A 17,273-nucleotide genomic window follows, 5' to 3' on the forward strand; every position below is an offset into this window, starting at 1 on the left:
CTTGTCGCTTTTTTAATTTACGTTATACATTAATACTCACTAAACAGGATTATTAATATCTACAAACTCAACATCAATATCAAGTCGCTGGTTAATAAGCTCACCTAACGCTTTGATACCGCCGATTTCGGTAGCATGATGACCACAAGCAAAATAGTCAACACCCAGCTCACGTGCTAGATGCGTTGTTCTTTCTGATATTTCTCCAGATATAAAGGCATCACAATTCATTTGTGCTGCTTGTTCTATCATATCTTGTGCAGCCCCTGTACAAATTGCAATTCTATTTAAACTCTCATTACCTGCATCAATATGTAACGGCTCACGATTTAAAGCCTGTGTAATTGTTTTTATGAGCTTTGTAGGAGATAAATTTTGCGCGCTATAGATATTACCTATTGGATGTTTTTCTTGAGGATAGAGGGGTTCACTGTTCTCAAGTTGTAACAATTTTGCTAATTGTGCATTGTTGCCAATCTCTTGATGGGCATCTAGCGGTAAATGATAAGCAAATAATGAGATACCGTTTTGAAGCAGTTTACGAATACGGTTACCTTTCATACCAACGATACATTGGTCTTCACCTTTCCAAAAATAGCCATGATGAACTAAAATGGCATTTGCATTCTTTTTAATTGCTTTGTCAATCAATGCCTCACTCGCGGTAACGCCCGTTATTATTTTTTTAATGTCGACAGCGGCATCAACCTGCAACCCATTGGGGCAGTAATCTTTAAATTCATTGGCTAATAAATAGTCGTTACACCAAGCTTGTAACTGTTGTGGTGATAAGTAATGGCTCATAGTTTACTCTGTTATGTACGGTTTGTAATGACTCTGCAAGATTTGCGCAGAGTATAGATACAAAATTTAAATCAAAACCTTTATCTAGTATTGTACGTTATTGAGATTTAAATGTTAAACTATATGTTATGTATAAAAATGATGATGGACAGGCTTAATATGACAAAAAACAATAAAAAAACACGAAGCTTATGGCATTGGATACCTTGTCTTCTATTGGTTGGTATCATTGCATTTTTTGCTTGGTATTACAACAACAGCCAGCAGCAAAAGCTGACACAATGGACACCACCTGTTGCTAAAGCAGATAGTCAAGAAGAGACAACTGGTCAAAATCAGCCATTAAAAAATAATGTAGTTACCTCCTATCATGACGCCGTTGCAGTGGCTGCACAGTCTGTTGTTAACATCTACACCAATCAGCGTGTACTGCAAAACCCTTATATGGATGATCCTGTTTTACGCCGCTATTTTGAATTTGAAGGGGGCTTACCACAACAAGAGGAGAACTCAACTAGCCTTGGATCTGGTGTCATTGTGTCAGAGGATGGCTATATTGTCACCAATGCCCATGTGATTGAACATGCAGATGAAATTGTGGTTGCTTTAAATGATGGCAGAAAAAGTCGTGCTCAAGTTGTAGGGACAGACCCAGAAAGTGATTTAGCAGTTATTCAGGTTGATATGACAGGCTTAAAACCTTTGGTGTTTAGGCAAAAAGCAATGCAAGTAGGAGATGTGGTACTTGCTATTGGTAATCCATTTGGCGTAGGGCAAACTGTTACACAGGGTATTATTTCTGCCACTGGAAGAACAGGACTTGGTGTTAATACATTTGAAGACTTTATACAAACGGATGCCGCAATTAACCCTGGTAACTCTGGTGGTGCACTAGTAGATGCCAGAGGTGAGCTGATTGGTATTAACACGATGATTTTCTCGCAATCTGGTGGCTCTATGGGCATTGGTTTTGCAATCCCAAACAGTATTGTCGAACAGGTTATGAATGCCTTAATTGAAAAAGGTCATGTTAGTCGTGGTTGGTTGGGCATTGAAATACAATCTCAGCTTAAAGATCCAACAGATTTAGAAGCAACCGTTGGGGTAGAGGTATTAAGCGTGGTGGCAAATGGACCGGCAGCTACCAGTGGCTTACAAATTGGTGATGTGATTGTAAATATTGATGGTAAAAAAATGACAGATGCTAATACCTTAGTGCAGTATGTTGCTCGTAAATTACCAAACTCTGTACTTAATACCCAAATTTTGCGTAATGGTGATTTGCAGACAATTCAAATCAAACTTGCTGAGCGACCAACCCAAAATGAGTTGTTAAGTCATGCACAAGACAATAGCCCCAATGAACCTGAAAATAGCGATAATAGCATAGATGAGCAGGCTCAAAGTATGGCGAACATGTCTGAAGAAGAACGAGCGCAATTAAAACGCGAACTGTTAGAATTATTAGAGCTAGAAAACCGCTCTAATAATTAATCCTATGTTTTTATCGCTTTTTAATCTTTAGATTGGTTATGATTGCTGTTTGCGGCGAAGTTTGTTTGACAACGCCCAAGCAGCATCTTTACGCATTTCTTCTGCCGTTGCTGCATTGCTTTTATCACCCAGTGATGACCAATGAGGCTTACTACGAGCCTTGCGTAATATAGAAGGGATACGCTCTGGTTTCCAAGGTGCGATACTTTGCTCTTGCATCTCTGCGATTGGGGTGCTGTCGCTTGCTGCATGACCTCTGTGACGTAATGCCACTAACAAATCCATAGAACGCGTTGCCAATAAAGTAATTGTCGCAGGGTCAATATGCAAGTGTTTTACCCCGCTAATCATTTCTGCAATTTTACCTGTGTTTGATAAAATACCACCTGCAATACCGCCAATGGCAGCGCCCAAACCAAGTGATGTACCTAAGGTTGCGGCATCAATACCCAACCCAACCAATGCACCTGCTGCTGCACCTGAGGTGGTTCTTATACCATAACCTTTTAATACTTCGGGATCAAATGGATCTTGTTGATATTCATCTAACTTTAATGGCGTGGCAGACACATCACTATCATAAAACTTATATAAGTTTAATAGCTGCTTTTGCATACTACGTTCGGCTTGTCTTACTGCTTCTTGCATTTCAGTTAAGATAGGCATTGGGTCATCTTTATCATCTACTTCTTTTACAAAACTGGCAACGTTAACCAAAAAATCTGCAATGATGATATTTGCGTCATCAAGCATCTGCGCCCAATTAGATTCACGTGCATCAATCAACTGTCTTACAGTTTTTGCATTTGGCAACATGGTGGCAAGATTACGCCATAGTGTCATTTCATCATTAAACTCAAACGCAACAGAGTCAAATCGAGTACTAATATGTAGGTTACGACGGGCTAACATATCTTGCCAGTCTTTAATATTGGCATCTTGGTTTTTCGTAAAGTTAAAAACGGGCATCACAGGTATTGCTGCCCAAGAAAGTACAGTGAGCTCATCTTTATATTTACCAAGCACAGGTTCTCTTGCATCAATAACATAAATTGCCATATCACTTGCTAATAATTGACGAATTACCTTTGATTCTTGTGATAGGTCAAGTTCTGTCGGCATATCTGCATTGGCTTGTTCACTTGCTAAAAACAGTTGCAATCGCTCTATACCATCTCGGCGGCTTGCTGTATTGTCTTCTAACCAATCCATCACGCCAGAGGCATCTTCCAGTCCAGGTGTATCATACAAAGCGATATAATTTTGCCCAGTTAGGGCATTGCTAATTAGTGCTTGCTCTACATGGCGAGTCGTTGCAGATTCATTTTTTACTTCACCAAAATATTTATCACGCAGCAATGTACGTAATATAGAGGTTTTACCCGTATTGGTGTGGCCAACCACAGCTAATTTTAAAACATCATTATCTTTTATTGGCACAGCTTTTGGTTGGTCTTCAATATTTGTTTGAGTATTAGAAGCTATTATCTGTAAGCTTTCAGCATCCTTGTTAGTTGGTGACGGGGGTTGATTGATGTTGTTTTGTGTAGATTGCTTAGCTTCTATCGAAGAGGCATCTTTTGGAAAGGCTTTATCAGAAAATAAGCCTTGATTACTATTTAATTGGGTAGACTCTTTGGCTGATTTATCATTTGTCATAACTTTTCTCATCACGCTTTATTTATTTTTTACAAATCTTATTTAGATAAGCATAAAACAAATACATCTAACATCAATATCAATTTTGTTACTCACTATCAAAATAACTCTGCGCTAATCAATAAACTTTTCAACCATCTGTTTTGCGTTTGTCCGAGAGTCTAAGACTGTTAGCAAAGTGTAAGCGCCAATAAATTTTCTGCTAATAAACATAAACTCTTTTGGTGGGATGCTAAATTCAAATGATTGCGCTGCCTCTCGTGCACGTTGCATAATCCTTGCATGCAAGTCACTGGTTGCCCAAATGTATTTGCCATTATCATCGAGCCACACAAACTTATCTAATTTTTCGGCATTTGCCAATGGCTCAGTACCTAACAAAAATACATCCGCCATATCGGCTCTGATATTTAAACTCATTTTATTAAAAAACTCATAATTGGTATCAGACATGGCATCAATCATTTGCTGTTTATCATGATTATAACCAGCTAATAATAAAGATTGCGCAATACTTAGTAAATTATCATCAAATTGCCTAATTGCACCAAAATCTAATAATACAAGTTTATCTTGCTCATTGTCATTTTCAGCAAGCCTGACTAGATAATTACCAAAGTTAGGATCGGTTTGCATTTCTCCCCAGGTAAAGATTTCACCTAGCATGATATCAATGGCAGATTGTCCAATACGATCACGTCTTTGTTGGCTGAGTGTTTTTAAGCGCGTATCAGAAATGGTCAAGCCCTGCTCAAACGTCATACAAATAATTTGAGGGCTAGAATACTCATCAATAATTTTGGGTACCACATAGCGAGGGTCGTGTTGCAAACGTTGATAAAAGTCTTTGGTTGTTTTTGCCTCTAACGCATAATCAACTTCTCGGTAGAGTAAATCACGTATTTCATTTATCCAAGTATCAAAAGCACGGGTTTGAGGAACCGCATTACTCACCTTCAATAGCTGTGTAAACATATTGAGGTCAGAATCAATCGCATCAGCAACGCCAGGGTACTGAATCTTTAGTACCACTTGTTCACCTGTTTGCTTGATGGTTGCTTTGTGTACTTGTGCCAAAGATGCCGTACCAATTGGTGTAGGGTCTATTTGTAAGTCATTGACTCTATTGCCTAATTGCTGGGCAATAACAGGTTGAATAATATGCCAAGATAGGGGTGCGGTATTATCATTGAGTGTATGTAAAGCTTGAGTGACTTCTGGCGGTAATAGATGCTCGCCATAAAGTGCCATCATTTGCCCAATTTTAACCACAGATCCTTTTAATTTACCAATCTCTTCTACCAAATATTGGCTTTGCTCTTGCATAAAGGCTTGTTTACGCAATTGCCGTGTTTGTTTATCGACCAACAAACCACCAAGGCTATTGCTTGCCCAGCGCCTGCCAATATTTAAAGAAGTTTTTGCCATTGACAAACGGCGGTCTAAACTCGAAGTTTTAAGTTTGTTTAGGGTAGGTTTGTTGGAATGCGCCATAAAAAATCATCAAACGGTTAAAAAATAAAACACCAAAAAGTTAAAGCTGAGTAAATACCCAGCTTAACCTTTTATAAAATCATCGATTAATTGCACGATAGCCAATGTCACGACGATAATGCATGCCATCAAAATCAATATTTTTAATTGCATTAATGGCGGCAACTTGCGCAGCAGCAATGTCTTCAGCTAATGCGGTTACACACAATACACGCCCGCCATTAGTCACTAAGTTTTGGTTGTCATCCAATGCAGTACCCGCATGGAAAACCTTAAGGTCATCATTATCAATGTTTTGTAAGCCTGTAATGACATCACCTGATGACGAGCTTTCTGGATAACCTTTTGATGCCAGTACCACACCTAAGGCTGGTCTATCATCCCATACTGCTGAGCTAGGTAAGTTCCCCTCAATACCTGCCTCAATTAAATCAACTAACGATGATTTTAAACGCATCATGATTGGCTGTGTTTCTGGATCACCAAAACGGCAGTTAAACTCAATAACATACGGATCATTTTGCTCATCAATCATTAATCCTGCATATAAAAAGCCAGTATATGGATTGCCAGTGTCCTTCATTTTTTGTACAACAGGGCGTATCACACGTTCTATTACTTTTTGATGAACTTCATCAGTAACAACAGGTGCAGGAGAATAAGCACCCATACCACCTGTGTTAAGACCTGTGTCACCTTCACCAACACGTTTATGGTCTTGGCTGGTTGCCATCGGCAAAATGTTGTCACCATCTATCATGCAAATAAAGCTGGCTTCTTCACCTGTTAAAAATTGCTCAATAACAACACGACTTCCGGCATCACCAAATTTGTTGTCTGCCAGCATGTCATCAATTGCTTCATATGCCATTTCAATGGTTTCAGCAACAATCACGCCTTTACCTGCTGCCAAACCATCTGCTTTTACAACAATAGGGGCGCCTTGCTGGCTAACATACTGCTTGGCTTCTTCGGCATTTGTAAAACCTTGATAGGCTGCCGTTGGTATCTTGTTTTGTAGCATAAACTCTTTGGCAAAAGTTTTTGAGCCTTCTAATTGAGCGCAATAGGCGCTAGGACCCCAAATTTTAATACCTGCTTTACGGCAGTCATCAACAACCCCTGCCACTAATGGTGCTTCTGGACCCACAATCACCATATCAATATTATTTTCTTGGCAAAAATTGATAATAGCGTCATGATCTGTAGTCGTTAAATCTATATTTTTACATTTTTTTTCTGTGGCTGTACCGGCATTGCCACCAGCAACATAAACGGTATTTACTTTTTCATCCTTAGCACACTGCCATGCTAGGGCATGTTCACGACCACCATTACCAATTACAAGTAAGTTCATAAATTTATTCGCCATAAAGTCTGGTTATAGAAAGTTCAATTGTATCAAAAACAGGGTAGGTTGAATATGCTTTTGAGTGACACGATAAAAATTAGCAAGTCATAGATTGTGATTTGCTTGATAATTAAAGCGTTGATTGAGTTAAAAACAATGATTGATGATTAAACTCACAATAAAAGGTTGATAATAATCTGGGATATCATGCCCCATACCTTCAATTAAATGGAATTTAGCATCTGGAATGGTTTTAGCAATATCTCGTCCATGACTTGTTGGTACCAAACCGTCTTCACTGCCGTGCATGACAATGGTAGGCACCTTAATTTGTTCACTATATTTGCTGATAGAGCCGGTTGCCAAAATTGCCTGTAGTTGCTGTAACGACCCGCGAGGATAAAAGCATCTATCATATCTTATTTTGGCAGTTTCTCTCACGCGCTTTATATTAACATGCCCAGGTGAGCCAACCGCATTCATAAACCAAACACTGTGGCGTATGAAGTCTTTTTCAGAAAAACTGGCAGGGCGATTAAAAAATGTCATTAACTGCTTGGTTTTAGGGACTCTTAAAAACTTGCGATTGGTTGTACTAAACAACAGCATTAAACGATGAATATGCTCAGGATGCTTTGCGGTTAAAATTTGAGAAATGATACCACCCATCGAGGCGCCCAATAAGTTGATATCTTTAAGGTTTAATCTTTTAATAAGCCGATGGGCATCATCCGCCATATCAACTAAATTATAGGGCACTGGTTCGGCATGGTTACTCACACCAAATTGCATTTTTAACATCATCTTGACACGGTTTGGTTTAGGCAGTTGTGGTACTTTAATTTTAGTTGATAAACCTACATCTCGGTTATCAAACCGCACCACAAAAAAACCAGCATCTAGCAGTTTGTTCACAAAGTTATTAGGCCAAAAAACCATTTGCGACCCCAAACCAAGCAATAACAAAAGTGTTGGGTTGTTAGGATTGCCTGCAACTTCGACACTTAAACTTATGTTATTGCCAATATCCACCATAGCATGACGAAAACCTTTTGTAAGTTTTGAGTCTTCCCAAATAAGTCCTGATTGTTGTTCCCAATTGCTGAGTGCGTTTTTCATATTACATATTTAATTGATGATTAAATTAAAGTTAGTTTACACTTGTATTCTTATTTTGCAAGCTAATCAATCACATTATTGTGGAATAAAGATATTAAGATTGAGTAACTGTATGTACAGCTGGATATATGATATTATAGAGGCTTTGGGTCACCAAAATAATCATTCATTAATTTTTTTAAACCATCTTTTATATCAATGATAAATAAGGTTAACATGACTTCATCATCAAGTTCACATCCATTGTGGCAAGCAATTCGTACAGTTCCAGATTTTCCTAAACCAGGTATCGATTTTTATGATATTACGCCGTTATTACGCAACCATGTCAATGAAGTCATTGACGCATTATTAGAAGCACTCCCAACTGGGCTAATGGATGACATAGACTGTTTAGTGGCAATTGAAGCTCGTGGTTTTGTGTTTGCAAGCTTGTTGGCAGGTAGACTTGGCAAAAGCTTAATTTTATTAAGAAAACCAGGTAAGTTGCCACCACCGGTTGCTAACAAAGCCTATGCATTAGAATACGGTGAAGATACGCTTGAGATCCAAGATGATTTGGACCCTGCAAAAGTTTTGTTGGTTGATGATATTTTAGCAACTGGTGGTACTTTAAAAACAGCATTAGAACTTTGTAAAAGTGCAGGGCACTCGGTTGAAGGCGTTTTGGTGTTACTTGATTTGGTTAACTTGCATGAAAAATTCCCAGCGCCTGTTTATACAGTGCTAGAAGCTGAGTAATAGCAACACATTTTTACTTTTAATGGATATATCTGTGCCAACTATTGGCAATAAAAATGACCATTAATTTAAATGACCAAAAAAAGAGGTGCTCTCAATTATGACACCACCTCTTTTTTGATATGTTTTGGTTAATATGGTTTTTTACCATAACATCCTATCGGCTTGCTTTTAACGCATTTACTAAATCTTCACGCGCTGCAATAAATCCATCAATACCTTTAGGCAATAAACTATTTGCTATCGCATCTTGCTTTTGCGCTATCTCAAAACCTTGCTGATCAAAGCTCACTTTTGCCATATCTTCCATCACCATTTGAGCTGAAAGCTTGCGCTCAATTTGCGTATCTAACGTATTAAGCTCATCAATTAAGTTTGGTGCAATGGTTAATAAATCACAACCTGCTAATGCAATAATTTGGTCCACATTACGGAAGCTCGCCCCCATAACTTGTGTGTTATAACCATGTTGTTTGTAGTATTGATAAATGCTTGAGACAGATAAAACGCCTTTATCTTCGCTTACAGGAATATCGGTACGATTCTCATCAGCTTTTTGCCAGTCTAATATACGACCAACAAATGGAGAAATTAAAGTGATACCTGCATCAGCGCAAGCAACCGCTTGGTGCATACCAAATAAAAGGGTTAAATTACAATGGATACCTTGTTTTTCTAGTGCTTCAGCAGCTTTTATTCCTTCCCAAGTAGAGGCGACTTTAATTAATATACGCTCTTTATCAACACCTGCTTTTGAATAAGCATCAATATATTCTAGTGCTTTATCAATAGTGGCTTGCGTATTGTAAGAGAGACGAGCATCTACTTCGGTAGAAACACGTCCTTCAATCAATTTTAAAATATCACAACCAATATTAATCGTTAGCTCATCAATTACTTTGTCAACATCGCCAGCATATTTGTACATGGTATCGGCTAATAACACTTGTTTTTCTGGCGTAGTTAACGCTTTCGTGATCAAACTTGGGTTAGTGGTAGCATCAACCGGTTTTAAACGGGAAATTGCCTCTAAGTCACCCGTATCGGCAACAATAGTGGTCATATTTTTTAATTGTGAAAGAGCTGTCATAGCATTACCTTTTTATTTTTTAAACATTAGAAAAACGATGTGAATAATCATAGCATTTTTTATTGCTATAATAAAAAAATATCAAAACTAAGTATAAAAAATTGGTTATATCTTTTTTGTTTTATAAACAATTTTGTTATACTCAACAACAATGAAAAGTTAACTTTTTTAAATAATAAATAAATGAGACCTTCATGAACAAAACCACCAATCTAAATGAATTACGAAAACAAATAGATAGCCTAGATAACCAAATACAGCAGCTTTTGAATCAAAGAGCTAATGTTGCAGGGCAAGTAGCAGACGCTAAAAAGGAAGATGAAGACCATCCCATTTTTTACCGCCCAGAGCGAGAAGCTCAAGTATTAAAAGCGGTGATGGAACGCAATGAAGGTCCAATCAGTGATGAAAAAATGGCAAGACTTTTCCGTGAGATTATGTCTATTTGCCTAGATTTAGAAGCACCACAGGTCATTGCGTATTTAGGGCCTGCCGGCACATTTACGCATGCAGCGGCATTAAAACATTTTGGTAATGCAGCAACAACACGCCCGCTAACCACAATTAATGATGTGTTTAGAGAGGTAGAAGCAGGAACAGCCATGTATGGTGTTGTCCCTGTAGAAAACTCATCAGAAGGGGTTGTTAACCATACCTTAGATGGATTTGTTTCTTCATCTTTGCGTATTATTGGCGAGGTAGAACTGCCAATTCATCATAACTTTTTGGTTGCAGAACACACAAAAACTGACAGCTTAAGTAAAATTTATGCGCATCAACAAGCATTAGCACAATGCCGCCGCTGGTTAGACATTAACTTCCCTAATGTTGAGCGAGTTGCCGTATCCAGTAATGGAGAAGCTGCACGTCGCCTTAAAAATGAATGGCATAGCGCAGCGATTGCAGGCAATGTTGCTGCCGCTGAATATGATTTACACCGTTTGCATAAAAACATAGAAGACAACCCAAACAATAGCACCCGCTTTTTAATTGTTGGGCAAGAACCAATTGCGCCATCTGGTCAAGATAAAACCTCTATTTTAGTATCTGCACATGATAAATCAGGCGCGTTATTTGAAATCTTAGAACCATTCCATAAACATGGTGTTTCTTTAACCAGTATAGAAACCCGACCTGAGCGTCCTAATAAGTGGGCTTATGTATTTTTTATCGACATGGAAGGGCATATTGAAGATGAGCATGTTAAAAATGCTTTAGCAGACATAGAAAAAATTGTAAAAGAATTACGTGTGCTTGGCTCTTACCCTAAAGCCGTTTTGTAAATCAACTTACTCTATTTTTTGATAGCATAACTAAAGGGTGGGCACAGTCATTGTACCACCTTTTTTTGTGTATAATACTATTTTTAGTTTTAAAGCGATTTTAAGGAATGACATGCAGATACAACCGGCATATCCCACCATTAACGAACTGCAAGCTTACCCCGCAGGCAAGCCATTAGAAGAATTTAAAAGAGAATATGGCATTGAAGATGTCATTAAACTGGCAAGTAATGAAAACCCATTGGGTTGCTCATCTCACGTCACCCTGGCTATTGTACAAGAGTTAGCTCAATTAGCACGCTATCCTGATAGTAATGCCCATAATATTAAACAAGCATTGTCAGAATTTCATGATTTACCGATAGAGTATTTTACAATAGGCAATGGTTCTGAAGAGCTAATTAATCTGATTACTCGCTGTTTTGTGAGTAGTAATGATGCGGTTGTTTTTGGGCAATATTCATTTATTGCTTATCCATTAGTAACAGCAGCGCAAGGGGCAACTAAAATTGAAGTCCCTGCAAAAAATTATGGCATAGATTTAGATGCCATGCTGGATGCAATTAAAACCAATGAAGAAAAAGTTAAAGTTGTTTTTATTGCTAACCCCAATAACCCGACTGGCACCATTTTAACCAAAGAACAAATCCATAATTTTTTACAAAAAGTGCCACCATCCGTGTTAGTGGTGTTAGATGAAGCTTATGTTGATTATGATACATCGGCAGATGCACAAGAATTTGTACAACAATTTGATAATGTGATTGTTTTGCGTACTTTTTCTAAGGCATATGGCTTAGCAGGGGTAAGGATTGGCTATGCCATTGCAAACCCTGAAATTAATGATATTTTTAATCGTGTTCGCCAACCCTTTAATGTTAACTGTGTTGCCCAAGCCGCCGCAGTTGCTGCCATTACTGACCGTGACTTTGTTAACACGGTTAAAACCACCACCGCTGATAAACGTAAGTGGTTTTACAAACAATTTGATGCTTTAGGTTTAAACTATGTTAAATCACACACCAACTTTATTTTAGTGCAAATTGATAATGCCAGTGATATTAACCAAAAACTACTTGAGCAAGGTATTATTATTAGGCCAATGGATGAGTATGGATTGGATAACTGGATCCGAGTAAGTATGGGAACAGAAGTTGAAAATATTCGCTTTATAGATTCTTTAAAAGACTTATTGAGTGCATAAAAGATAGGCTTTTAGCTAAAAGAGCGGTCTAATCCATTGATTAGACCGCTCTTTATAATTTTATAAATGCATTGAATACCCTGTTTTTATTGGGCACTCTCTGCTTTTATGTCAGCAATATCTTCTTCAGTTGCTTTGGTTAAACCATAGCTATCTAATAACTTTTGATATTCGCCAGATTCACGTAACGCATTTAAGTTGTTATTTAAAAGCTCGTAAGTTGCTGTATCACCTTTACGTACTACGATACCACCAACGATTGGATAAAAGGACTCAGTTGAAGAGATTTTAACTTTTCCTTCCAGTTTTTTAACCGCAGCATTACCTAATGCAGCATCATCATACTGTGCGTCAACTACACCTGATAATAACGCTTGTGTAGCTTCTGGTGACGTAGGGAACTCACGGATTTCAATTGCTTCTTTATTTTCTGCTTTACATTTGTTGTCAGAAATATCTTGCAGCTGCTCTGCTAAGATAGCACCTTTCATTGTGGCGATTGTTTTACCACACAAGTCCATAGCACCTTTTGGTTGATACTCTGAATCTGCTTTTACCAGCACAACTTCATCCGTTGTAAAATATGGAATCATATCGTATTTTTTAAGGCGTTCTGCATTAACATATAAAGCAGAAATTACCGCTGCATATTTTTCGCTATCAAGACCTGGCATCAAATTAGTAAAGCGCGTATCAACATACTCTGCTTTTGTGCCTGCTTGTTTGGCAATGGCATTCATTAACTCAACATCAAAACCTGCTGGTGTATCACCATCAAGATACTCATACGGAGGGAAGGTTAAATCAGAACCAATTTTAATCGCCGTAGTTTCGCTAGTTGCTTCTGCTTTTTCAGTGGTTTCTTGATTACCACATGCAGTTAGAACAAGGGTAGAAGTGGCCATGGCTGCAATTATCATTTTTTTTGATAATGAGGCTTGGGCAAATAATGATTTCATAGGTTATTTCCTTATGTAAAATAAAAGTTACTTAAAACAAAGTGGCCATTTTTTAAAATTGACCAATAAACGATTTTAGGCGTTCATCCTGTGTTGCTTTAAGCTCGGCTGGTGAGCCATTAAACTGAATATTGCCATCATCCATAAAGATGATTTTATCAGATACTTGAAACGCAAAATCCATCTCATGAGTTACGATAACCATCGTAAGCCCTTCTTTTGCTAAACTTTCAATAACTTTTAAAACCTCTGTGACCAATTGAGGATCAAGTGCAGAAGTCGGCTCATCAAACAAAATAACAGAAGGTTTCATTGCAAGTGTTCTGGCAATAGCAACACGTTGTTTTTGACCACCAGATAATTGATGCGGATATTTATTGGCATGTTTAATCATGCCCACTTTATCTAGCATGGCATACGCTGTGGCTTCAATTTGTGCTTTGCTTGCCTGTTTATGATAGCTTGGCGCAAGCATCACGTTTTCAAGTACGGTTTTATGGGGGAACAAGTTAAAGTTTTGAAACACCATACCAATGTGAACAATCTGCTGGTGAAAGCTGGCTGAATCTTTGGTAATCTCTTTATCTTTCAAAAAAGTATCACCTAATAAGCTCACTTTACCAGAATCAATCGACTCTAACCCATTCAATGTGCGAACCAGCGTTGTCTTGCCTGAGCCAGAAGGTCCAATAATAGAAACCACCTCACCTGATTTAACATCAAAATTAATGTTTTTTAGTACATGGTGTGTGCCATAACTTTTCTCTATTTTTTCAACACTAAGTGCCGGTTGATCGACATCCACTGTTTGAATACTTTGTATCAGTGATGGCTGGTTAGCAATCGTCTTTTTATGTTTGGCAATGGTATTGTCAGCAAGTAAGTCAGGTTTGCGATTTTCAATATCTATTTTACGTTCTAGCAACTTCATTAATTGATCAAAAACAGTCACAATAAACACATAGTAAAATGCGACCGCTAACAAGGTTTCAATAACCATGAAGTTATTCATGTAAATACGTTGACCAACCAATAATATTTCTGCCAATGAAATAACAGAAACCAATGAGGTTAGTTTTACAATGGTAATGTATTCATTACCAAGTGCAGGTAATGAAACACGGATTGCTTGTGGCACAACAATAAGGCGTTGAATACCTGCATAGCCAATACCTAACGCACGTCCAGCTTCTCGCTGACCACTATTAATAGATAAAAGCCCGCCACGGTGAATCTCTGCAATATAGGCAATTTCGCACAATGTCATGCCAATTAAACCTGCCATAAAAGGAGAGGATAGTAATGAACGTGTCGCAGGGAAAACTTGTGGTAGATTATAGATAAGAACCAAAAGTACCAATAAAGGTAAACTACGGAAAAACCAGATGTATACAGAAGAGATGGCTTTTAATAACTTAGAGTTTGAACGGTTTGCAAGCGCCATAAAAAAACCAAGAACAACCCCCAATACCCAAACTAAGATACTGAGTTTGACAACAACCAGTGTTGCTTGCCAAAAATCATTATTTTTTAATAATCCAATGATATACGACCAATCTAAATCCATAACACACCTACAACTTGAATAGCCAGTATACCACCCATAAAACGACGACAAACCTTGCTAAAATATTACAAAATCTTAAATAAGCGGTTACAATACTATGAATGAATAAACAGGTCAACCAATAAGTAATGACCCTAAGTACGCGTATTACATACGAAACTGCCACTTAACTTTAGAATATGATATTCTAGTCAAAAATAATTTTTGATATAAAAACTCAATGAACACACACACATTTAATAAAGTTTGCATCGTCGGTCTCGGTTTAATTGGTGCAAGCCTTGCACAAGCGATTAAAGATAACCAGCTTGCAAAAACGCTTGTTGCCGTTGATAAACACAACCAAAGCTTAATTGATGCCCAACAAGATGGACTCATTCAACAAGGTTCTGACACGCTTGCAAACGTTATTAAAGACAGTGATTTAATTGTTATTGCAACCCCTGTAAAAATTGCCCATAAGGTATTCATAGATATCAAAAATGCGATTGATGATGGGTTAATTGATAGCACTTGCGTTATAACCGATGTCGGTAGTACCAAAGCAAGTGTTATTAATGAGGCAAAACAGGTTTTTAATAATCATTTACCTATTGGGTTTGTACCTGCTCACCCAATTGCAGGGGCAGAAAACTCAGGATACCATGCACGCAATCCTAAGCTTTTTGTTAATCACAATGTTATTTTATGCAAGCTTGATAGCACGCATGAGACGGCTTATCAGCAAGTTTATAAACTATGGCAAGATGTGGGTGCAAGTGTCATGGAGATGGATGTTGAACATCATGATAAGGTGCTCGCCTTTACCAGTCACTTACCACATTTGTTGGCATTTAATTTGGTAGAAAAACTTGCAAAGCACGATGACAACATGGATATCTTTCGCTATGCCGCTGGTGGATTTAGAGACTTTACCCGTATAGCTGCAAGTGACCCAACCATGTGGCATGACATTTTTTTAGCAAATAAAAGTGCTATTATTGAGGCACTTGACCAATACAGTCAAAATTTACAGTCGTTAAAACAAACGATAATTAACCAAAACTCGACAGAACTTATGGGCATGCTTGGACGAGCTCAAGCCGCACGCAAACACTTTGGACATATGTTAAATTCAACACCTTATACAGAAGACCCAAAAATGACTCAAAACTACCAAATAGAACCATTAGTCAAAAGTAATAAAATTAACGGTACCGTAAAAGTACCAGGAGATAAATCTATTTCTCACCGTAGTATCATGTTTGGTAGCCTCGCAACTGGTACCACCAAAGTAAGTGGTTTTTTAGAAGGCGAAGATGCAATGGCAACCTTGCAGGCATTTCGTGATATGGGCGTGACCATTGAAGGTCCAAATAATGGCGAAGTCACCATCCATGGCCTTGGTATCAATGGGTTAAAAGCGAGTCAAACGCCATTGTATATGGGCAACTCGGGCACCAGTATGCGTTTATTGTCTGGTATTTTATCTGCTCAACAATTTGATAGTGTGATGACAGGTGATGTTAGCCTATCAAAACGCCCAATGGAGCGTGTGGCAAAACCACTACGTGAGATGGGTGCAAAAATACAAACAACGGGCGAAAAGGGCACAGCACCTATTTCCATCACAGGTAATCAGGCTTTAAAAGGTATTGATTATGATATGCCAGTTGCTTCTGCTCAAGTAAAATCATGTTTATTACTTGCCTCACTTTGGGCTAAAGGCACCACAACCATTATAGAGCCAGAAATTTGCCGAGACCATACAGAGCGCATGCTAACGGCATTTGGCTACCCTGTGCAGGTTGAAAAACTTAAAGACGGTAATAAAATTACAGTAACGGGTGGTGGTGAAATGACTGCCTGTGATATCCAAGTCCCTTCAGATATTTCTTCTGCTGCATTTTTTATGGTGGCAGCTGCCATTGCAGGCGAGGGTAGTGAGCTTACTTTATCTCAAGTGGGTATGAACCCAACTCGTACTGGCGTGATTGATATCTTAAAACTGATGGGCGCCAACATCAGTTTATCAAACGAGACAAAAATTGGGGATGAGCCTGTCGCCGATATCACCATTAAAAGCAGTTCATTACAAGGCATTAATATCCCAGAGCATCTTGTACCACTGGCAATTGATGAGTTTCCTGTTTTGTTTGTGGCAGCAAGTTGTGCAGTAGGGCAAACTGTATTAACAGGTGCAAAAGAGTTGCGTGTAAAAGAATCTGACCGCATTGCGGTTATGGCAGATGGACTTACAACCCTTGACATTGACTGCACCGTAACCGATGATGGTATTATTATTGAAGGTAAAGGCACTGGCAATAATGCTCAACCAATATTTACTGGTGGGTATATTTTATCTCATCATGACCACCGCATTGCAATGAGTTTTACTATTGCAAGCCTACGAGCCAGTGACCAAATAACGATAGAAGGGACAGAAACGGTTAATACCAGCTTCCCTAATTTTGCTGAATTAGCCAATAAAATTGGGATGAATATTGTGGAAAATTCTCAAAAATAATT

General features: G+C 38.3%; 13 protein-coding genes. 5 read left to right on the plus strand and 8 right to left on the minus strand.

Annotated features, from left to right (window positions below):
• Positions 1-39 precede the first annotated feature (39 nt).
• Positions 40-804: a Nif3-like dinuclear metal center hexameric protein gene (locus VH441_RS02420; RefSeq protein WP_434353898.1), complete on the minus strand. Its 765-nt coding sequence runs from the start codon at positions 802-804 to the stop codon at positions 40-42.
• Between the two features lie 159 nt (positions 805-963).
• Here VH441_RS02420 and VH441_RS02425 point away from each other — a divergent pair, with 159 nt between their 5' ends.
• Complete coding sequence (locus VH441_RS02425) at positions 964-2,298, plus strand: S1C family serine protease (RefSeq protein WP_434353899.1); 1,335 nt, start codon at positions 964-966, stop codon at positions 2,296-2,298.
• Between the two features lie 36 nt (positions 2,299-2,334).
• Here the strand turns inward: VH441_RS02425 and VH441_RS02430 are convergent, their stop codons facing one another.
• The 4 genes from VH441_RS02430 to VH441_RS02445 all read right to left on the minus strand — a co-directional run bounded on the left by VH441_RS02430 (position 2,335) and on the right by VH441_RS02445 (position 7,921).
• Entirely contained in the window at positions 2,335-3,957 is a 1,623-nt protein-coding gene (locus VH441_RS02430) for a DUF3482 domain-containing protein (RefSeq protein WP_434353900.1), read from the minus strand.
• A 114-nt stretch (positions 3,958-4,071) separates the two neighbouring features.
• Entirely contained in the window at positions 4,072-5,451 is a 1,380-nt protein-coding gene (locus VH441_RS02435) for an ABC1 kinase family protein (protein WP_434353901.1), read from the minus strand.
• 79 nt (positions 5,452-5,530) lie between these two features.
• Positions 5,531-6,808, minus strand: coding sequence for a phosphoribosylamine--glycine ligase (purD, locus tag VH441_RS02440; protein ID WP_434353902.1), 1,278 nt, complete (start codon positions 6,806-6,808; stop codon positions 5,531-5,533).
• A gap of 141 nt (positions 6,809-6,949) precedes the next feature.
• A complete protein-coding gene (locus VH441_RS02445) occupies positions 6,950-7,921 on the minus strand; it encodes an alpha/beta fold hydrolase (RefSeq protein ID WP_434353903.1) in 972 nt (323 codons plus the stop codon).
• Between the two features lie 216 nt (positions 7,922-8,137).
• On the opposite strand from VH441_RS02445, the gene VH441_RS02450 reads away from it, so the two are divergent.
• The gene (locus VH441_RS02450) at positions 8,138-8,662 is read left to right on the plus strand and encodes an adenine phosphoribosyltransferase (protein ID WP_434353904.1); all 525 of its coding nucleotides are present in this window, start codon (positions 8,138-8,140) and stop codon (positions 8,660-8,662) included.
• Positions 8,663-8,819: 157 nt separating this feature from the next.
• Here VH441_RS02450 and tal read toward each other — a convergent pair whose 3' ends face one another.
• Entirely contained in the window at positions 8,820-9,752 is a 933-nt protein-coding gene (gene tal, locus VH441_RS02455; protein ID WP_434353905.1) for a transaldolase, read from the minus strand.
• A 194-nt stretch (positions 9,753-9,946) separates the two neighbouring features.
• Between tal and pheA the strand changes: the two genes are divergently transcribed.
• Both pheA and hisC read left to right on the plus strand, forming a co-directional pair.
• Positions 9,947-11,035, plus strand: coding sequence for a prephenate dehydratase (gene pheA / locus VH441_RS02460; RefSeq protein WP_434353906.1), 1,089 nt, complete (start codon positions 9,947-9,949; stop codon positions 11,033-11,035).
• A 79-nt stretch (positions 11,036-11,114) separates the two neighbouring features.
• Positions 11,115-12,239: a histidinol-phosphate transaminase gene (gene hisC / locus VH441_RS02465; RefSeq protein ID WP_434354343.1), complete on the plus strand. Its 1,125-nt coding sequence runs from the start codon at positions 11,115-11,117 to the stop codon at positions 12,237-12,239.
• Between the two features lie 86 nt (positions 12,240-12,325).
• On the opposite strand, the gene VH441_RS02470 is transcribed toward hisC, so the two are convergent.
• Together VH441_RS02470 and VH441_RS02475 are read right to left on the minus strand one after the other, a co-directional pair.
• Entirely contained in the window at positions 12,326-13,198 is an 873-nt protein-coding gene (locus tag VH441_RS02470; protein ID WP_434353907.1) for an ABC transporter substrate-binding protein, read from the minus strand.
• A 52-nt stretch (positions 13,199-13,250) separates the two neighbouring features.
• Complete coding sequence (locus VH441_RS02475; protein ID WP_434353908.1) at positions 13,251-14,765, minus strand: amino acid ABC transporter permease/ATP-binding protein; 1,515 nt, start codon at positions 14,763-14,765, stop codon at positions 13,251-13,253.
• Between the two features lie 220 nt (positions 14,766-14,985).
• Between VH441_RS02475 and VH441_RS02480 the strand changes: the two genes are divergently transcribed.
• On the plus strand, positions 14,986-17,271 hold the full coding sequence (locus tag VH441_RS02480) for a bifunctional prephenate dehydrogenase/3-phosphoshikimate 1-carboxyvinyltransferase (RefSeq protein ID WP_434353909.1): 2,286 nt from the start codon (positions 14,986-14,988) through the stop codon (positions 17,269-17,271).
• Positions 17,272-17,273 lie beyond the last annotated feature (2 nt).

It is taken from the genome of Psychrobacter sp. HD31, from assembly GCF_051097895.1.
Classification (GTDB): domain Bacteria; phylum Pseudomonadota; class Gammaproteobacteria; order Pseudomonadales; family Moraxellaceae; genus Psychrobacter.